This is a genomic window from Novipirellula aureliae, from assembly GCF_007860185.1.
GTDB lineage: Bacteria > Planctomycetota > Planctomycetia > Pirellulales > Pirellulaceae > Novipirellula_A > Novipirellula_A aureliae.
In genome coordinates, this window is sequence record NZ_SJPY01000008.1 from 291,612 (window position 1) to 312,213 (window position 20,602).

Annotated in this window: 14 protein-coding genes; 3 read left to right on the top strand and 11 right to left on the bottom strand. The window is 52.1% G+C overall.

All coding sequences use genetic code 11. The annotated features are described in order from the left end of the window. Positions 1 to 117: 117 nt before the first annotated feature. The 6 genes from Q31b_RS23440 to Q31b_RS23465 form a co-directional block, all read right to left on the bottom strand. Complete coding sequence (locus Q31b_RS23440; RefSeq protein ID WP_231617793.1) at positions 118 to 921, bottom strand: DUF6690 family protein; 804 nt, start codon at positions 919 to 921, stop codon at positions 118 to 120. A 177-nt stretch (positions 922 to 1,098) separates the two neighbouring features. Continuing rightward, positions 1,099 to 2,712 carry an ABC transporter permease gene (locus Q31b_RS23445; RefSeq protein WP_231617794.1) on the bottom strand — a complete coding sequence of 538 codons (1,614 nt, stop codon included), beginning with the start codon at positions 2,710 to 2,712 and terminating at the stop codon, positions 1,099 to 1,101. Then, the gene (locus Q31b_RS23450; protein ID WP_146602077.1) at positions 2,709 to 3,647 is read right to left on the bottom strand and encodes an ABC transporter ATP-binding protein; all 939 of its coding nucleotides are present in this window, start codon (positions 3,645 to 3,647) and stop codon (positions 2,709 to 2,711) included. Before Q31b_RS23450 ends, Q31b_RS23445 begins: the two co-directional genes overlap by 4 nt. After that, positions 3,637 to 5,976, bottom strand: coding sequence for a hypothetical protein (locus Q31b_RS23455; RefSeq protein ID WP_146602078.1), 2,340 nt, complete (start codon positions 5,974 to 5,976; stop codon positions 3,637 to 3,639). Before Q31b_RS23455 ends, Q31b_RS23450 begins: the two co-directional genes overlap by 11 nt. Continuing rightward, on the bottom strand, positions 5,973 to 6,221 hold the full coding sequence (locus Q31b_RS23460; protein WP_146602079.1) for a hypothetical protein: 249 nt from the start codon (positions 6,219 to 6,221) through the stop codon (positions 5,973 to 5,975). The genes Q31b_RS23455 and Q31b_RS23460 overlap by 4 nt, the downstream gene beginning before the upstream one ends. A 487-nt stretch (positions 6,222 to 6,708) precedes the next feature. Continuing rightward, positions 6,709 to 8,289: a DUF1598 domain-containing protein gene (locus Q31b_RS23465; RefSeq protein WP_146602080.1), complete on the bottom strand. Its 1,581-nt coding sequence runs from the start codon at positions 8,287 to 8,289 to the stop codon at positions 6,709 to 6,711. An 11-nt stretch (positions 8,290 to 8,300) separates the two neighbouring features. Here Q31b_RS23465 and Q31b_RS23470 point away from each other — a divergent pair, with 11 nt between their 5' ends. Then, positions 8,301 to 8,654: a hypothetical protein gene (locus Q31b_RS23470; protein ID WP_146602081.1), complete on the top strand. Its 354-nt coding sequence runs from the start codon at positions 8,301 to 8,303 to the stop codon at positions 8,652 to 8,654. Further along, entirely contained in the window at positions 8,651 to 9,100 is a 450-nt protein-coding gene (locus Q31b_RS23475) for a hypothetical protein (protein ID WP_197172147.1), read from the top strand. Before Q31b_RS23470 ends, Q31b_RS23475 begins: the two co-directional genes overlap by 4 nt. A gap of 436 nt (positions 9,101 to 9,536) precedes the next feature. Here Q31b_RS23475 and Q31b_RS23480 read toward each other — a convergent pair whose 3' ends face one another. Beyond that, entirely contained in the window at positions 9,537 to 11,096 is a 1,560-nt protein-coding gene (locus Q31b_RS23480; RefSeq protein ID WP_146602083.1) for a hypothetical protein, read from the bottom strand. Positions 11,097 to 11,532: 436 nt separating this feature from the next. Between Q31b_RS23480 and Q31b_RS23485 the strand changes: the two genes are divergently transcribed. After that, positions 11,533 to 14,664 carry a dockerin type I domain-containing protein gene (locus tag Q31b_RS23485; RefSeq protein ID WP_146602084.1) on the top strand — a complete coding sequence of 1,044 codons (3,132 nt, stop codon included), beginning with the start codon at positions 11,533 to 11,535 and terminating at the stop codon, positions 14,662 to 14,664. 287 nt (positions 14,665 to 14,951) lie between these two features. Here the strand turns inward: Q31b_RS23485 and Q31b_RS23490 are convergent, their stop codons facing one another. The 4 genes from Q31b_RS23490 to Q31b_RS23505 form a co-directional block, all read right to left on the bottom strand. Continuing rightward, complete coding sequence (locus tag Q31b_RS23490; protein ID WP_146602085.1) at positions 14,952 to 15,626, bottom strand: hypothetical protein; 675 nt, start codon at positions 15,624 to 15,626, stop codon at positions 14,952 to 14,954. 5 nt (positions 15,627 to 15,631) lie between these two features. Beyond that, a complete protein-coding gene (locus tag Q31b_RS23495; protein WP_146602086.1) occupies positions 15,632 to 16,225 on the bottom strand; it encodes a peroxiredoxin in 594 nt (197 codons plus the stop codon). Between the two features lie 145 nt (positions 16,226 to 16,370). Beyond that, positions 16,371 to 17,204, bottom strand: coding sequence for a TrmH family RNA methyltransferase (locus Q31b_RS23500; protein ID WP_146602087.1), 834 nt, complete (start codon positions 17,202 to 17,204; stop codon positions 16,371 to 16,373). 248 nt (positions 17,205 to 17,452) lie between these two features. Beyond that, positions 17,453 to 20,332, bottom strand: a complete 2,880-nt coding sequence (locus tag Q31b_RS23505; protein ID WP_146602088.1) for a hybrid sensor histidine kinase/response regulator — start codon at positions 20,330 to 20,332, stop codon at positions 17,453 to 17,455. Positions 20,333 to 20,602 lie beyond the last annotated feature (270 nt).

The window sequence follows — 20,602 nt, forward strand, 5'->3', positions numbered from 1 at the left end:
CGTGTTTAGTGGCTGCGGCTTCCAGCCGCAGCGTTCTTCTCAACTGGGGCTGGAAGCTCCAGCCACGTCAAAAATCAAAATGCACTAGGGTTGGCAAAATAGGATTGACTGCACGCCTTACCAGCGACCGCTGTGACGATCCGATTGAACAATGCGTCTCGCTTCCTCACTAATACCAAAGGCCAAGCCAGGTTCGTTCAGTTCAACGAAAACCGTGTACTTTTGATGCACCGCATCGCTGTAGACAACTGGGGCATGAGTCAAACGCATGAATTGCACCGGCTCTCCATTCCAACGTTTGGTAAACACCCCGGCTTCGAGCGACGGTTCCCGCGTCAATCCGTAGAATTCGGTCATGATGGCCGCAGTCCGCGCCGGGTCGCCGGTGAAACCGTGGATCGTAATCCGTTGGACCTTGCCCGATGGATCGAAGTAATAGGTCAATGTCCCGGCTAAATCATCCGCACGTGTGCCGGTCACAATCGGCACGCGTAGGCCTTCCATTCGCAAATCGGCAAGCACGGTACTAACGCGAGAGAATCGCTGTAAGACCCACTCGGGTGTGATGTCAAAACGGAGGACTTCTCGAATGTCATGGACCGTGCTGCCAACAAGTTGAGGTTCCAATTCGGCATCTGCGGGAATCGCACCGAGTCGCCGCGCGGTTTCATGATCGTAGCGGTATTTGTCAGCCGATTTGCGGCGCAGCTGCTCCACCTCGTAATGAGAATGATTGGCGTATTCGTTACCAGAAGCCGACGTCAATGATACGCCCAACCCATCTTCGGATTGTACGGACGCAAACGGTTGTTTTATCGTTTCGAGTACACCACGTCCCAAGTCGGTCTCGGAAGCCACGTACGGACCACCGACCAACGTCGCGACGATTGCGGTATTTCGGGCTTTGGAGAACATGGACATGGTCGACGAACACTCCTTGGGCGGTTTAGACGTTGGCCGTATTGGGCGTGAGCGGTTGGACGATTGAGGTTAGCTACCCAAAACAAGATCGACCTATCACTAGCCAACCGATTGCAATTCTTCCGTAAACCCTACATCCAAAGGACCACTCACGATCCCTTCAATCCGTGCAACAAGCTATTTTTTGCGGAGTGCTTCGATCACTTCCTCTGGCGTCGCCGTTCGACGCGGCATGACCACTTGAGGCATCGTCAAGAGACACATGAGAAATGCGAGCCCCACGACAGAGCCGATCATGATGACTTCAAACCAACCAATCACCTTTCCAAAGCGGATTTCATTTAAAGTCCAAACCCAATTGGTCATTTGCCAACGCGAATATGCGAAAGCGCGATAATCGTTGAGGTGCATGCCGATGGAATAGGGCACGAGGGCCGATAGGACCATCACCGCGACCAATGCCGCTAATCCGATCTCAACGCGTGGGTGATTGTTGATGCGAACAACAAAAATGATGAGCCGAACACCGATCAAACCACCGACGGCATACGCAACCAACAAGACGAGCTGTCGTGCGATACCCTGAAAATCGGCTACCGCTCCGGGACTCTGCCAATTCGACAAGCGGGCAAGCACCAGTACCACAAAACATACCCAAACGACCAAATTGACCGTTGCAAACACCACTCCCGTCGCTGGCCCGGGGGTCAGCCAGGTTAGCATCATGCGGGCAAAAAAGCTCTGCGGTAATTCGCGTCGAATTCGCGGTGTCATCACCGACGATTCGGCAGCCATCATGCTGCCGGCCGCAATCCATAACCCGAACGCTGCAATGGAAGCACATGCCAACACTTCTTCCGCCCCACTACGATTTAGAGCTTCGGCGGAATAGACGATGATGCCTGCCAACGTTGCGGAAAAAAACATCATTGAAATTCGCAACGTCGTTGAACGGTTCTCGCTTTCTGGCGTCAATTGGGCTGCCGTTGCAGACAACAGCAGATGACTTAGTGACAACGAAACCAGAACGGCGGTGGCAACCAAAAAGAATAATTCCGATGTAGGCATCGTTGAGCCATAAACAATCATACCGATGACCAAGGCACCGACGCCGTACTCGGCCAAGACCAGAATAAGGATCAGCAGCAGTAGCGTCACAATGCGCCCGGTTCGCCCGCGTGAAAGTGGTGCTAAGAACAACGCAATGATGGTTAGCACCAAAGCCGTCAACAATAAAATTCCAATCATCAATAACGTCGTCGGCAAATCAACGCCGCGTAGATTGTAGGCATAGGCCACGCAAGGGAAGAGTGCGACAAAGTACAACATCATTTGCAGCGTTGCACTAGCCAATTTCCCTAGCACGATCTGCCAAGGGCTTAATGCCGTGATCGCCAATAGCTCGAGCGTTCCATCATCAATCTCTCCTTCAAGTGATCGATAGGCGGCCAATGGGACGACCATCAACATTGGAATCGCCAACACGAAGTAGTAGCCGATTAGAAGTCGAGGGGCGGACGGCGTCGTGTAGATTTGTGGCATCATCGAAAGGCTGCCAGCCACGGTCCAAGCAAACGCAGCAAACAACAAAATGGAAAAGGTGACGACGAATTGTCGGCTTTTCAAAGCTTGCCGAGTCTCTTTCACCAAAATGGGATTCAATCGATCACCAACCTTTCCAAACCAGCGGTCGATTGGTTCCCAACGATCGATTCGTTTAGGTGGGGCGATTCGTTCAGGTGGGTCGATTCGTTCAGGTGGATCGATGATTGAGGTTGTCGCATCGCTCATTGAACCAATCCCTCCGTGACTTGCATGAAGACGTCTTCCAGACTCTTTTTGTGCGAGATAACCTCGGCCACCCGGTATCCTTTGCCTACCATCCAGGCGACCAATTCGGTTTGAGCAACGTCGTCACCTTCGAATTCGAACCGCAAACGGCAGCCATCGCGATGAAGTCCACCGATCGCGTCGCGAGCCGTCAGATCGGCCGCTGCTTCTTCAGCACGATCAAGTAGACGAACGACCAATTCACGATGCTTGGCTCGTTCGCGTTGGATTTGCTCCACGCTACCGGTCGCCAACAAGTGCCCTTGTTCGATAATGCCAACCGTATCGCACATTTCGGCCAGCTCGGTCAAAATGTGGCTACTTATCAAAATGGTTTTCCCTCGATCGGCTAACTCGCGAATCATTTTTCGCAGGTCGATCCGGGCACGTGGATCTAGACCCGCAGCCGGCTCGTCCAAAATCATGACGGCTGGATCGTGAATCAAAGCTCGCCCCAAGCAAAGTCTTTGTTTCATTCCTTTACTGAGCCCTCGAACCGGCTTCTCAGCCATCCCCTTGGTGCCCGTGAAATCCAAGACCCACTTCAGACGTTGATTTCTTTCGCGGCCTACCAGACCGTATGCCCGCGCAAAGAAATCGAGATATTCCGAGCAGTTGACATCGCGGTAGGTCCCAAACGAATCCGGCATGAAACCGAGTCGCCGGCGAACCAATTCAGGATCGTTGACGACCGAAAAACCGTCAACAAAAGCATCCCCGTAGCTGGGGAGATCAAGCGTTGCCAGAATCCGCATGGACGTTGTTTTTCCTGCTCCGTTTGGTCCGATGTAGCCGAAGACATGACCTCGCGAGACGGAGAACGAAATGTCATTAACCGCTTTTGTCTTTCCAAAAAAACGGTGCAATCGGCGGACTTCGATGCAATCACGACTCATGGATCGATCCTTCACGTGAGTCCTGCGGTTCCACGGTTCCAAATACAAATCGCACACTGCCGACGACTTCCGCGTCCTTTGCAGCGACCACGTCGTCTGAGACGGTTGAGATTGCAACGAAGTGAAGACGGGGAAGCTCACCGTCGAGTTGTAGCGATTGATTGAGCCAAGTTTCGAACGTGCCGCTTGACACCTTTCGAAAGCCATCCAAGCCTCTGTTAAAGGAGCTGTTAACCGTTTCAATTAGATCCCTGGTTTGAAATCGGCGATTGCGGTTAGAAGAACGGTCGTCGCGCTGCGAAGTGATTTCAGCGAGTGGACGAAATTCGATATACAGTTTGCCAAGCATGGTAGACGCATCTTTGGCCGCGACTCGAGCCAGTTCGATTTCGTTGGGTTGCGATCCTCCGATGGTTGGCTGTACTTGCTCGGTATGCCAATAATTACCTTCCGAATCGCGTACAATTAAACGCTTCAACTCGAAGGGCAACTCACTCGTCAGAAACGCCTTCGACACCGATTGATCCGGGGGCCCTTCGCTGGCTCTCTTTTTATCTAACCGAAGCGTGAGACGCCCCAAAGCGGGTCTGGCCTGATGAAACACGAATTGGCGTTGCTGACGCGACGGCAAAAACGATTGGCTCAGCCGCTGACTTTCTTCGTCGAGCATAACCCTTCCGAGTTGCTCGGGTGCCCTTTCGGCTAGTTGTTCGAGCGAATCACCCGACCCATCAGGATAACGTACCACCTCGGCTTCAACAGGAAAGGACAACCCATCACTTGAGCTTAGGCCTGCAAAATAGGTTGCTTGAACGCGCTCGAAGCCAGTTCGCGAATGGCTGTCGATCCAAGTCAATTGGCGAATTCGCGAAACCGTTGAAAAACCATCTGCCAAAATCCCATATGCAAACATCGACAACGTGGTGACAATCGCTAGCAATGGAGCGATGAAGAACATCAAGTAACTACGGCCCCTTTTGGCAGTGCTTCGATAGGTCACCGGTCCGACAAGGATAACGAATAATCCCAGTAGGCCCATGAACGTGTAAACAGGCGGTTGGGCAACTCCGGGAATCAACCAATTTTGATATCCCTGATCGCCAAGAATGGGATCGACGCCGCGCCGCAGCATTGGCGATTTTCGGTGCCCCAACATGACGTCAATCGTGCGCAGCGATTGGGGGCTTGGAAATGCACCGGCTTCGCGTCTGTCGGGTCCGGATGGAACGTCCACCGCAGGGGTGCCAAAAACGTAGCCCATTCCTAATGATCGCGTCCATAAGGGCTCCTCCTCGATCGGCAAAAGTTCGTTTTGTTGGAAATGCTGAAGGAACAACGTGACATCCTCTTGGATTTTGACAACCTGTTGCGTCGGCTGCTGAGGGATTTGAAACGATTCGATCCAATCCTGTTCGGATTCAGCCCCGTAGAGGAAGATGGAACCGCCTGTCATGACAAAATGGCGAATTGCAGCAAATCGTCCGTTGCTCTTAATCCGCGACAGCGCCGCCCGGCTAAGAACGATCAAATCTAAATTTTGATAACCTCGCCAATCGTTTGGCAAATCCGCTTGGCCGGCAACCGACAAACCGTGGTCGGACGAAGTCGATCTCAAAATGGATGACCAAAACATCGGTTCATCGCTAGGCGTGCGAACATCGTCGAGCTCCGCGTCAACCGAGTTTAGGAAAAGCAACGGACGCAGATCGGGCAAACGTTCGTAGTTCACCTGTTCGGTTTCCACAACAAACAATGAGTTCAGTTTGTATTCGGTTTCTAGAAAAGGGTCGAAAGCCGGAAATCCTCTACGAGCGGCGAAGAAATGAGTACACCCCTCTAACAGTCGACCTGGTTCACCTGGGCTCGGACGTTCGAGGATTTGCATTTTTTGGGACATTCCAAATGACCACTTGGGAATGTAATGCGTTTGAACAACTTGTTTTGAGCCTTGCGGCAATGAAACCGCAATGTCAACGACGAGCATGTTGGCTACAGGAGTTTGCCCGCTAGGGTCACTCGAAAAGCGAAAGATCAATTCACGATCCGCCGAAAATACAGTGGTCGAATCAACCACGATATGAACGGGTACCGATCCTGCGTTGTCGTGTAATCCGATCGACACATTGGCAATGAAGCCTAGCTTATTGGGCGTGTTGGTAGTCTTGATCGCAGGTAAGGACACCGTTTCAGAGCGAACACCGACGATGGGGATACTAGCGGGTTGCGAAGCAGATTGAGCTCGCAAGTCGGTTGAGAGGCTCGAACCGACGAGGTTGGGAGCGATGAAAATCACCGAGAAGCAAAGAGACGTTAGCAATAATCGGATCATGGGGTCTCTCGAGGCGGCAAAATCTGAGGGGGCAATTGCCCATCCGCGAAGGGGCTCCCTTTGAGGGTGTCCGGTGTGCCATGACGATACCACAACGATGAAATCGCCCAAGCGAACAAAAACAAAACACAAAATAAAACAAAGCAGGCGGCTGGAAACAAAACGGCCACAACCATTGCGAATGCGACGGCTCCGCCATCGCCCGCCGATCTTGCAACCGCATAGAAGACAGCTGCAAAGAACATGGAAACCATTACGAAACGAAAGGAAATCCTCGGAAGCAAACGACTAGGTAGCACCGGTTGCACCGATAAGGGGCCGCGACGCTCTGACGGGATGTTTGATGCAAGCGAACGGTCTTGGAAGGTCTTTTCTTCGTTAGACATAAGCAAGAGAAGAGGAGGTCAAGTAACAACGAGAGGGAGCCGCCAACGTAGTTTATCGGAAAAGCAAGTCCCTTGCACACAATTGCGGCAATCGAGGCTTTACAGTACGTCAGGCTTAGCCCGGATGATTCATGGGCTTGCAAATTGTTTTGCTAACGTCTACGCCTTCAAGCGTTTACGTTCATTGCTCGAAAAACAGTGTGCGTATTAGCCGTTTTGGCGTTAGCGGGCTGTCGATTTAATCGTTTAACGCTTAGCCGATTCGCACGTCTCTTCTTAGCAACAACCGTGTCGAACAGTATTGGTTTTGACCCATTTGATTTCTCAACCTGCTGACCACGTTGACTTATTCCACTGGAAGATCCCACCACCATTGATGCTCTGGGGGTGGCAGTTGCATTTGAAAACGAGAGGCACTTTGTAGAGCCCCCGAACTTGCCGTTTTGGCTAGGGTTTTACGTGGATCGACCAGCACACCACCACTCGCAATCATGATTCGGTGTACCCGATTCCCGTCACGTATCCGCCGCGAGGCCGTGATCGATTCGACTTGTTCGGGAACCGCCAGTTCCCAGGGGTCCAATGGAAGCTTCCCGAGCCGTTGTCTCAGCAGACGCTGAGGCTCGCGAATCGCGAATCGCCTAGCCACCTCGGCGATCGACGCCGACTGGAATAACGATTCAAGGGCACTGTAAAAAGGATAGCCGCTCGAGATTGCATCCCAATGCTGATTGAAATTCTCGACGAAGTCGCCGCTTGCTGGATCGACCGTCACGAATCCTCTCTGACCCGAGGCCTGTGCGCGTTCGTTTTCCGCACTCAAGCGAATCGAAGTTCCCGATAGATGAAAGACCGTCTGGCCTGGATCAAACCGCAAGGATCGTTCCGCAGCCGTGAACCACAATCGAAGCAGTAGGTTGTCGGGAATGCCTTGTGAGAGGCGGTGTTCGATCGCGTCAAAATAATCCTCGGCGTTTCTCGGCAGCGGGTGTTTTCCGAGTGCCAACTCTTTCATGTGTCGATCAGCTTTGACCATCAAGTAGCCAGTCATCGTTTCCGCTGGAATCCCAAACACTTCCACCCGCTGCATCGCCAGTGCCTCGCGAAGTGCTTTCTCAGATGCCTCTTGGGCGATTGATCCATCGTTGATCTTCTGGGCGATCACCATTGCAGCTTTGATTCCATCGGTTTCTGGATCGATGGTACAGCCGAACGGCGACTGGTTGGCGACCGATGCAAAGCAGGCCTGTAAGAAATCGAGCCGCATCGTACTGCGGCCAGACCGGGCGTCTCGAAACCAATTTCCATCACGAACAACACCGCCCACCGACCCCGCCAGTAGGATATCGTCTTCGACACAAAGACACACAAAGTGGACGTCCGACAATCCGGCCAGACAAGCGAACGATTCAGGCGGTGTTTCACCCCGCAATTGGTAGGCTGCACGTAGGTCGCACAGTCGCTTGAGCGATACAAGACGAAGGGACGACGGTTGAAGCCATGCCGATTCGTCGTCCTTTGTTACCGGCTTCGGCATCAGCCGGGTTGGTTGACGATTCACTAACTCGGCTGAATTGCTAGGAACCATCTTGCCCGAGCGCACTTCACTGACCGAACTCGCTGCCAGCGTTTTGCTAGGGTCTACCAGAACCCCTTGAGGATACGGTGCCATCGTGCTGGTGCCGCCGAGTTCCTCCCACATCGTTGGGTCCACCGTGGTCTGGATCAATTCCATCAACGAGCTAAAATCGGCAAACGAATTTCCCCCCTTCCCGCCATCGATATCGCTGCTTGGTGTGGTGCTCTGCATGGGCCCCGTCGACTGCATGGGCCCCGTCGACTGTGCAGCGGAGTAAGAGCAAAGGGCCGGGACCTGAACCAGTATCAAAGCTACGACAAGTCGAGGTGGACTGATCCATCGTTTCATGATTCAACTCCATGAAATGCAAAGTAGGCGACAAGAAGATTCATCATAGCACATCCGGCATGTCGCGTGATCCGTCGTCTTCATCGGTCGTCTTCGAAAACAGGATCGACACACTGGTTCTTGTGAGTGAACTTTCTGGCGCTAGCCCGGATGAATCGTCCGAGCTAGCAGGGGAATCCAATCGACCAAAGGATTGCCGAAACGATGCATACGCATCCCAAGACAAGCTTAGAGAATTGGACGTAACGCATGGTGTTGTGGGCCATATGGGTTGGGAGGGTGTCTCGGAACAGGGGCACACAGTTTTTTTTACGACTTTCTTGTACGACAGAGGTTGTATTCTGGAGGGGAGTGGTGGCGGGTGATCTGTATCTGCTTGCAATCATTAGAGCGGAATTCGCAAAGACATTGGGGAGTCGGTGTCCTCATCGAAGGTGACAAAGGCCGTATCTTCGTTAGTCGTGGCACCCTCACCGGAGCGCCGGTTGAGGAGCTCGAGGACAATCCATTGCCGGAAGATGCGATTCAGAAAGTTTACAAGGGGCACCCGTTGATTGCCAATGAACGCAAAGCCCACTGGGCCAACTTCTTGCTTTGTGTTCGTAACCGGCAAGAACCGATTTCAGATGTCCATTCCCACATGCGAGCACTCAATATCTGTCATTTGGCTGGCATTACCGCTCGTTTGGGGCGCGAAATCAATGGGATCAAGCAACCCAGTCGATCACGGGTGACAAGCTCGCGAATACGGCAAAGGTTACGAGATCGACGTGTAACGATTGGGTTAGCGTTTTCGCCGTTTATAACTTGAACGGGGGGGCGTAGTGGATCTTGTTAAAGATCCCTATGCAAGCCCGTGGGTGGGAATGGATCTTTAACAAGATCCACTACAGCCATTGTGCTGAGTCGCGAATACGGCAAAGGTTACGAGATCGACGTGTAACGATTGGGTTAGCGTTTTCGCCGTTTATAACTTGAACGGGGGGGCGTAGTGGATCTTGTTAAAGATCCCTATGCAAGCCCGTGGGTGGGAATGGATCTTTAACAAGATCCACTACAGCCATTGTGCTGAGTCGCGAATACGGCAACGGTTACGAGATCGACATGTAACGATTGGGTTAGCGTTTTCGCCGTTTATAACTTGAACGGGGGGGCGTAGTGGATCTTGTTAAAGATCCCTATGCAAGCCCGTGGGTGTGAATGGATCTTTAACAAGATCCACTACGGCCATTGAGATGACTTGGCTCTCATTTGGGGGCCATTGCATCCTGGACCCACTTGTGAATCACTTCGACTTTCTCCTCTTCGGTTGCGTAGAGCATTTTCAGGCCATCGTCGCTGCCGAGGAGGAAGAACGCTTTCTCCGTGTCTTGTTGGGAAAGTAACCCTTTGCGTTGGTAGTAGCGAATCTCTGCCATCGCCGCCAAGCTCTTTGGCTCACGGCCCGCCATCAAGGCTGTCACGCGGCGAGTGACGATCTCGGGCGTTAAAGCAGGCATTTCCTGCAATGTTAATTGGTGATCGATAACGGCAAACAAGTTGCCCATCTGTTCGTCCACGTATTCTCGGCTCGTCCGCTTCTGTCTCGCCGCTTCAAGGTTGTCCATCGGTTTTGAAACCGTAACGGTTTTTCCATCCCCGACCCGAATCAAGCGGCATCGTGAAATGTTTTGGGTGTACGCGGCCGCGTCTGGCTTGCGGGCATTGCGGATCTCCTTCAATGTCACGTCGAAGTGCAGGACGAAATCAATTTTGTTCTTCTGAGCCATCTCGATCGCTTCGGCCGAACTCCATTCACCGAGATAAACCAAGCCCGGTTGCCACATTGGAAAAGGTTCCATTCCGCTCCCGAGCTGAAATACGTTGGGGTTAGCATTGAATCCGCTTTCGTTTTGGCGGGCGGGCGAATTCTCTTCGCTCGGGAACGCATCCTCCTCCTCATCCTCTTCGTATTCCTCTTCATAACCACTTTCAGGAGGCATTTGACCTGGGGCGGGTCGACCACGGGGGAAATCCGAGCCTGTGCGGCGGGTCGGATCGGCTGCCCCGCCGACGCCATTCGCCTCCGAATTCTCGACAATGGGTTGGGGGATGATCGACGCTAACGCCGGCCCAAAGACCCCGTTTGAAAATCGTTGCGTAAACTGCTCCGCGGTCACCTTGGCGACAAGACCGAGTGTCTCTTGGAGCATCTCGTCGGCTGTGCGGCTGAGCATTTCAGTCGCGGCGGTATTATTCGAGGGTCTATCTTGGTGGCCATAACCCATTTCATCAAACTCCGAGTCATAATCCATTGACTCCTGACGCGTCGTCATGGCCCCCTTGTCCTCTAGGATCGGGCTTTTGGAAATCACTTGGTCCCCTCGAACTGCCAACGAAACGGCCCATCGAGATTGCCAAACAGGACGTTTCAAGACAGGACTGAATTTCACCGAGTCAAGGTCTGCTGAGGCGGCATCGTAATCGACAACCAAATGCCCAAAGAACAACTCCATTGCTGTTGCCATCTGGCCATTGCGGAAAGCCTGTTCGACTTGCTGCTTAAGCAGCGGCCGATTGTCCTTGAGTGACGGATCGATTTGCGGGGCAAACAGTGGCGTAAGATCCAGCGATCCTATTTTGATCGCCGTGGGTTCTGCGTTGCCGTTCGAGTCATACTCGTCACCGTATAGCCCGTACTCATCTTCATCGTCCCAACCTTGAGCGTTGAGGGGGAGGGGCATCATGCAAATGAACAACGCGGCAGCGACAAAATGCCACGGCTGAATGCGAGCAAATCGCAAAGAAAAAAGGGGAATGGACGGCATGATTTCACCTGTTTCGGTTCAACGGAAAATGGAATAATTGGTTGAGTTGATTCATGAATACTCCATGTCCATCGCGTTTGACGTTGCTGGTTCCATCCCTGGGGTTTCTCTGCAAGAATATTCTCTGTTGTAGTTCAGGTTTGTTCGATATGCAACTTGCGAGTCCCATTTGCGAATCGCGATGCTTAAAGACGGAAGGCAAACCCTAAAAAATGCTGGTACAATGGTTAAATTGATCGTAAAGGGCTAAGATTCTTCTGCTAGGAGGGTCGTTTTGTCCATCGTGATGCCGAATTGGGCAGCCTTGTGACTATGATAACCGTTAGGCGGGGGGTTGCGTCGATGATTGAGCGTCATTGCGTGGAACTTTTTGCACTCCTGGCGAGTCAAACTCGAACCGACACTCCAAAGTTTGCATTTACTTGATTTAAGAATTATGTCGATAAAAATCCGACGACTCGCGAAACTCGGCATTTCCCTAGGGCAACCTGGACGCAAACTGCATTTTGCTGCAACCCCAGAATCGCATCGTCGGACGAAACGGCGTCGGTTGCTAGTGGAGCATTTGGGGGATCGTCGTGTTCTAGCAGCGATCACGGGAGTCGTTTTTGACGACGTTGACCACTCGTTTCGGCAAGAACCGGGTGAGGTCGCATTGCCGAACCGATTGGCTTACATCGATGCAAACGAGAACGGTTCGCTTGATGGCGGCGAAAGAGTGGCCTTTGCTGATGAAATCGGCCAATTCTCATTTGATGGCGTTGCCGATGGGGTCTACCAAGTTCGGCTTTTCAACGGCACCCAGACCCAACATCAATTGTTCCCGATCGACGTGAGTGGGCAATCCGATGCAATTGAAATTGCTGGCGGACTTGCCGTCTTCTTCGATACCGATGGCCAAACCATCGTCCAAACAGAATCTTCGGTCGAGATACTCGATTTCGAGACATCGTCGGCACAATCTTTATCGGTTGGTGGCACGCTTGCGAATTCACAACGGTTGCCCGACGGGCGGTTGCTGTTGGTAGGAGACGCAAGCGATGGGCCGTCGGCTTGGATCGTTGATTCAGGTACGGCGACCGTTGCGGGGGTTGATTTGCAAACGGCTGTGACTCAGCCCTCCTGGGCCAATGTTGCGATCGATCCGAACGGGATCGGTGTGCTGATCGAAGCGGCGTCAGAGGGGGAAACGACGACACTTCGCTCGATCGATGCATCGGACCCCGAAATTGGGATTGTGGTGACCGATACGTTGACGACTGTACCAAACGGAACGGTCGCTATGACGGCATCGGCGTCGAGTTCCTCAAACGACCCATTGACCGGAACTCGGACCGTCTTGGCTTGGGCGGGAGAAAGTGGAATTCAATTATCGCTTTGGAGCAATACATCGAAGTCGATGATCTCGGACGAACCGGTTGAGGTGAGTGGAACGAGTAAATTGTTGAGTTTTGATGATGAGCACGGTTTGGCTGTTCTTCGCGAACTTGACGGCGGCGTGACGGTGGTCGATACGGATGGCTTCGCTCCGCTGTATTCGTTTGATGATTTGACGGGACCTGTCTCACTCGATGCGAAACGAGAATTGCTCTTTAGTATCCTGCCAAACGAAAGTGTTTTGCGGATTACCGATCTTCGCAGTGGTGATATTGTCACTGACTTAGCTGTCGATTTGTCCTCGATCGGTGGAGCAACGGCGGTTGCAACCGATGGTAGTCCAGGCACGGTCACCATCCTCGGTAACGAAGGGGTGATGGAAGTGGCCCTGAAACGTCCTGATGCTCATCGAGTTACCGTCGAGAACAATCAAGATCCGTTACCGGTTGGCTTTGCTATGCAGATCGATGACATTGCCAATCAAGCACCACTCTATGAATCAACGCCGTCGTTGACGACGATCGAAGACGTGACATTGAACGCTCCCGGTGCCGCTCTCCATGGCGTTGTCGATGATGAAAACGACGATCTGGTAGTGATTCAACAAGGTGGTGCATTACACGGTTCGATCACCATCGATGTCGACGGCGGTGTCATCTACACGCCTGATGCCGATTACTTTGGTGTCGATGAGGTATCGGTTGTTATTCATGATGGCATCAATCGGACCGGACCTGTCGTATTGAATCTTCTTGTGACCCCTGTCCCAGATCCGCCATCGGATGTCGTCATTACGCTTTATCCCTCCAGCGAAGCGTTGGGTTTAGACGGACCGGTTGGCCTCGTCGAGGTGATCGATGTTGATGGACTGCGCCAACCGGGCGAACCGGGGGACCATGTCATTCGAATTGAAGAGGATCCCCGCTTTGTCATCGACAATGGCGTGATTATCTTTGTCGGTGGTACAATGGGCGACGGTTTGGATTTTGAAACCGAGCCGAGAATACCGCTTCGAATCTCGGTGACCGACTCCGAAACAGAAACGGAGATCATTCGTGATTCCGTATTGACGATCAATGACGCCAACGACCCGATGACGGAAATCATTCCGCATGAAATATCCATTGACGAGAATGTCGATGGGGGAACACTCGGAGTGATCGCTGAACTTCTCGTGATCGATCAAGATACCGAACAATTTCATACATACACGGTCGATGATGATCGCTTTGTGGTCGAAGATGCTGACTTGAGAATTAAGCCGGGGGTTTCGTTCGATTACGAGGCGTCGACGGTCGTCACGATCAACGTTACGGCGACCGAGTTTGACACCAAGGAAACATTTACCCAGCCCATCACGATTCGAATCAACGACGTGTTCGAGCAACCGCAAACGATCGAATTAGTGGGCGACACGATCCTTGAACTAATCCCTGGTGAAGAAGTCGGAACGGTAACCGTCGATGGCACTGCACCAGGGCAAGGCGTGGTTCTAACGGTTGACGATTCTCGCTTTGAAATCGATGGGCAAACACTCAAGTTACGTGACGACGAATCGGTCGAGTGGGCGGTCCAAAATGAGATTGAATTGACCATTCGAGCCGAGGACGCCGTCGGGACTGTGCTTCTGACCTCCGCTCCCTACGTCATTTCCGTCATACGGAATCGCTCGCCGTTCCACAATCGTGACAACCCCTACGATGTCAATTTGGTTGATGGAGTAACCGCGTCCGACGCGTTAATGATCATCAACCACTTGAATGACTTCGGCTCGGGGCCGATCGGCCACGGTGACCCAAGGTTCGGTTTAGATGTCAACGCGGATGGTTTAATCACAGCGGTCGACGCGCTACTTGTGATCAACGAAATCAACCGAACCTCGGAAAATACGGGGACGGTTGGTGGAGAGGAATCGAGTACCGATGCCGAAGGCGAAGCGCTAGCGGAAGCCAAACAATCCGATACGCTCTCGGAGGGCGAAGATCTCTCGCCCGATGCCCGCCAGTATACCGAAACGCAAGATCGAGCGATTGTCGAGACGACGGAGAAAACCGAAGCGAATCACCCGTCCTGGTCTATCGATCGTGCGTCCGATGAAGTGCAGAACCCCAGCCAGACGACCGCTGGCGAGGATCGAGACGACTTCGATCCGCTCGACGAAACACTAAGACTACTAACCGACGCCCAGTAGCAGCGTCTCAGTAGCAGCGTCTCTCCGAGACGCTGAATCCACCTTCACCGTCTCACCAAGACGCTGAATCCACCTTCGCCGTCTCACCAAGACGCTGAATCCACCTTCGCCGTCTCACCAAGACGCTGAATCCACCTTCGCCGTCTCACCGAGACGCTGAAATCCACCTTCGCCGTCTCACCGGACGCTGGAATCCATCTTCGGCGTCTCTCCAAGACGCTGAATCCATCTTCGCCGTCTCACCGAGACGCTGAATCCATCTTCGGCGTCTCGGAGAGACGCCGCTACTAGGACCTGAGCGGGAGCGCTGCGTTTTCTAATTCTTGGAAAATACCCACTAGCTCTTCGCGATCGATCGAGCTCGACGTGGGCATCAGTCTTGTCCAGAATCTTGCTTTGCGGATCACACCCTTCTCCAAGAACTCGCCAAACAAGCGAAGTCGGATCCCATCGGCATTGCTGCGATCCGTCGTAAACGGATAGTCGCGTGTGCCCATCACGATAGCCACCGAACGGTTCAAATCGTGAGTGATCGTGATTGGATTGGAGCCACTTTCGGCTGCCACTGCGCATCCGACTTCGGATGGCGAAATCGACTCATTCTTGTTGCCAACCGCAACAAGGTCCACGGTAGGGTGTGTATCGAGGAGACGTGTTTGCAACGAGACAATGAACTCAATCAGCAGCCCTTCGCCATTGATTGGTATTGGACGCAGCACGACTTTTAGTGAATACGTATCATCGTCGGTCTCAGGAAACGACAAATGCCACTGATCACCACGTACGAATTGCTCGGCCAATTTTGGCATCGCATCTTGGTCGGCTGCCGTCAACTGCACAAGCGGTTCTTCGGAGCGGCCGAAACCGATCGAAACGCCCCGCGTTCCTCCTCGCGCGTCAAACCACCAAGTGTTCGTGTTTTCCGTCCACGATCCATGCCCTTGCTCATTCACGTTCCACATACTGGTTAGGCCTTGTACTCGGCACTAAAAAACTCTTTGCTTTCAGCGACGCCTGGCTTGATCGTCCGATCGCCTTCTTGCCAATTCGCTGGGCAAACCTCTCCATGCTGCTCAAAATGCTGGAGTGCCTTGATAACCCGCAACGCCTCTTCCACGTTCCGACCTAGCGGCAAATCGTTGACGACTTGGTGACGTACCACACCGTCTTTATCAATCAGGAACAATCCACGAAGTGCGATACCCGCATCGAGTAGCACATCGTAGTCGCGAGCGATTTGTTTGTTCAAATCCGCAATCAGTGGATAGTCGGTCTTTCCGATCCCGCCTTCGGTTCTAGGAGTATTGGTCCAAGCAAAATGGGTGTAGTGACTGTCGACCGAAACGCCAAGGATTTGCACGCCCAGTTTTTCGAAGTCGGCCGCACGATCACTGAACGCGATAATTTCGGTTGGGCAAACGAAAGTAAAGTCGAGTGGCCAGAAGAAAAGCATGACATATTTGCCACGATAATCTGACAAAGAGACCTCTTTGAATTGACCGTCGGGCATGACCGCTTGGGCCGTGAATTCAGGAGCCTGTTGTTGAACAAGTACACTCATGGTGACACCGTTTTCGGTTGTAAGTGAAAAAAGTTGGTTTATTTCTTGCTTGATAGCACGAACGTCAAGTGAGACGTTAAACATCGAGCGAACATTCTACGCATTTTTTCGGTGGTTCGAAAGGAGTTCCATTTACTCGGATTGGTTAGCTTTTTTGCCGCGTCAGTTCGTGCATAAAAATTGCGGTTGCGACCCCCACATTTAGACTGTCCGTTCCAGGCATCATCGGAATGGTCAGTCTATCGGTCGCGATTTTTTTCACCCTTTCGCTAAGTCCCTGAGCTTCGTTGCCGACCATCAAAATCGTCGGCTGGTCGCGATGAACAAAGTCGTTAATCGGAATCGAATCCGTTCCAAGCGCTGTGGCGATTATTCTGAAACTCGCATCATTGGCCAATCGTCGCAGCTGTGATTCCACATCGTCGAATTGAAAAAAGGAGTGTTGAAAAACCGTCGCCATGCTGACTCGAATAACACGCCGTGAGTAAACGTCAGCCGTGAGCTGATCGACAAGAACAGCATGAATCCCAAATGCCGCCGCAGACCGTAGAATACTTCCTACATTCTCCAACTCCGTAACCCCAAGCATCGCGACGGCAACCTTCGGAATGACATGCCTCTCCGAAAATTCCTCGATCGAACTTAGCCGTTTTCGATAGCCGCAGGCCATGACCCCGCGATGAAAATCAAATCCGACCAAAGAGCGAATTTCGTCGCCCGGCAAACTGTAAACGGGAATGTGATTGGGAATACCATCGAGTAACGATTGTTGCGATCCGGCTTGCAATAGCAGCGATTCAATTTCGTAGTCACTCTCGAGCAACCGGTCCACCACCAATCGACCTTCGGCGATGAAAGTTGATTGACCATCCATGCCCGTCAAATTGCCACGAGGTTGATTGCGTAGATTGCAATAAGGTGCCAACCGTGGATCGTTTAGGGAGTCGAGAATCTGAATGGGATTGGACGCGGAGGACATAATGTTAACTTGTGAGAGTCTGCGATGGATGTTCGTTGAAATGTTACCACGGGGATCAAGGTTCTGCCTGGGAACCCCTGCCTGGGAACCCCTGCCTGGGAACCCCTGCCTGGGAACCCGATCGATGGCGGGCCGCCGCCTGCAGAGTGTTTCGTGGGGGACGGGAGCCTCGCTTGGAGTGCATTCTCAGGCAGGCGTCGGGGGGGATGCGTGGATGTGACGCGGTTCCGTTGGACACGCCGGGTAAACTAACTCTGTACGTCGGCGGTGACCTTACGTAACACCCGTAGCATCGCGTTGACTTGCGGCTTGAGCGTTTCAAACAAAGATGTCAAATCATTGCGATTGCTCTCTTTCGCAGCTGTTTCGATCAACCGCGATGTCTCGCAAACCTGCTTGGCAAGGAACAAATCGGATGATCCTTTTAGCGTATGGGCTGCCCTTTGAAGTTCACCCAAATCCCCGTCGGGAACCAACGCTTGAAGCTTTTTCATTAACGACTCACATTCCGCTATAAAGACGCTGGCTAGCTTGACGAGTCCCGCTCTTCCGCCGGGCAATTGTTCTTCTGCGGCCTGGAGATCGACGATGTCTTTCGCATCCACGTCAATGTCGTTGAGCTTGTTTTCACTTTCACCGACATGCACAGCAGCATCCGTCGCGTCCATCCTTTTCATTTGCTCTGCTCCTAGCTGCTCCTTCACCGTAACGGGCGGTGCGTGAGTATTCAACATTTCTTGTAGTTTGCGTGCATGAACGGGCTTCGACAGATAACCATCCATGCCACATCTTTGACATGCATTGACGTCTTCCTGCATCGCAGCGGCCGTCAACGCGATAATCGGTATTCGGCTATGTCCGCCTTTTTGTCGTTCTTGTTTACGAATCTCAAGGGTCGCTTCGATGCCATCGAGTACCGGCATATGCATATCCATTAGAATGATATCGAATGGCTCGGCCTGCCAACGGGTGACCGCTTCGGCACCATCTTTTGCAATTGCAGCGGTATGGCCGCAAGCGGACAACATTCCGATCGCCACCTGTTGGTTTGCAAGCCCATCTTCGGCAACCAGCACATGCAATGGCTTGCACTCGGCGATTTCCGGTGAAATTTGATCTATTTTGGATGACCGATTGGCCTCAAGAACATGCACGATCGTATCGAGTAGTTCGGATTGAACGACTGGCTTGGCCAAGTACCGCGCGATCCCCAGCGATTTCCAAACCGAACGCTCATGATGACAACCGGCGGAGGACAGCATGATCATTTTTGTAACGTTGTTTGGATAATTGTCACGTATCGCCTCGGCCAATTGAAAACCATCCATCTCAGGCATCATGCAATCGAGGATAGCCAATTGAAAAGGTTTCGCTGTTTGATTGGCCATCTCGTAGCAGTGAAGAGCCTCTTTACCACTTGCCACCAATTGCACATCGAATCCCCAATTCGTGAAAATCTCCTTTAGGATTCGCCGATTCACCTCATTGTCATCAACCACAAGTACTCGCGTTCCTTTGAGTACTTTTAATTCGCCATCTGGAACATGTTGAGTCTCGGAAACCTTCATGGGCAGTACAAACTGGAAAGTCGTGCCTTTGCCAACTTCGCTTTCCAACACTAAATTACCGCCCATCAAATCGACTAATTGACGGGAAATTGTCAATCCAAGCCCTGTACCACCGAATTGGCGAGTCGTTGACGAATCGACTTGCGTGAACGCTTCGAGCACGGCATCCCTTTTCTCAGCCGGAATACCAATCCCGGTATCCGAGACGACAAATTTCAAGAAAAATATCTCTTGGGAGCTTGAGGCGTGCTCACGATACTCGGCATCCGATAAGTCAGCCTCGAGCGGATCTGCCACATTGACATCGACAAAAACACTTCCCTGTTCGGTGAACTTGACTGCGTTTCCGATCAAATTGACAAAGATTTGACGAAGTCGACCGGGGTCGCCCACAAATTGGTCAGGGACTTCGGGGGCAACGCGGCAAAGCAGTTCGAGCGACTTTTCGGAAGCTCTCAATGCCAATGTTTGGCCAGACTTTTCGATCACGTCACGAATGGAAAACGGGATCTCTTCTAGCTCCAACCGGTTGGCTTCGATTTTCGAAAAGTCGAGGATTTCGTTGAGTAGTCGCAGCAGCGAATCGGCCGAATCGCTGACCAGACGATTGTAATCCCGCTGTTCAGGGGTCAAGTCCGTCATGGCCAACAATTCCGACATGCCGATAATCGCATTCATCGGTGTACGAATTTCATGGCTCATGTTGGCCAGAAAATTGCTTTTCGCCTCGTTTGCCTTGGTCGCGGCATCACGTGCTTCGCGAAGGGCTTCTTGTGACTTCATTAGCTCGGTCACATCGCGGCTAAGACCAAATGTGCCGATAATATTGTCCGCCTCGTCACGAAGCGGCATCTTGGTCGTCATTGCAAAGCTATCTTCTTGATCGGGCCAAGTTTCGCGTTCAACGCGATCGACGAGGGGGACCCCCGTTTGCATGATTCGAAGCTCATCATCGCGAGCCGCTTTGGCATGTTCACTCGTAAAGATGTCAGCATCCGTTTTGCCGATCACTCCGTCTTCCGATAGCATTCCAAACTTTTTGCTCATCGCTCTACTAATACGCAAAAACCGACTCTCGGTATCCTTGAAGTAAATACTGTCAGGAATATTGCTTAAGAGCGTATTTAGTAGGCGTTGCTCGTCGCGGAGTTTCTCGTTGGCTCGAACCCGATCGGTTACATCCCAAAACATCACTTGGATGCCGATGACCTGGTGTTGCTCGTCGAAGATCGGACACTTAAACTTCTCGATCCAATGCAACTTTTGATCAGCGAACATGACTTCGATGACGCTGTGAAGAGTTTTACCATCTCGAATGACCACCTGATCGTCAGCAACGTAGCCCGTTGCCTCTTCGACAGGAAACAAATCAAAATCGTCCTTGTCGAGAATGTCTTCAATCGCTCTGTCGACCAAGGCTAGGTATTGCTTGTTTGCAAACAGTCGGCGACCCTCTAGGTCTTTGACAACGAGGCTGACCGGCAAGGCATCCGCGAGCGCCTGATAGGTTGAGCGAGCGTTCGCAAAAACACGGTTCAGAAATCCGCTATTTTCTGACATGATGATGCTTTTTGTGTGGGAGTCTAGCTAGTGTCCTTCCTAACACTCGATCATAGTCCGTGTGGGCATGAGTCGCCATCAGGTAGGAATTTGTCGTTCCAAATTGGTCGTTCCAAATTTGAAATTTATAAATTCGAAAACACGGTCCAACAACGAATCCGTCCGTCGACCGCAAGCAAAAATGAAAATGAAAAAATTTCGAATGGCAAATCGGTAGTCCAAATCGTCCGCTAAAAAAACTCAGCCGCCGTAATCGCTGATGGGGTGAAG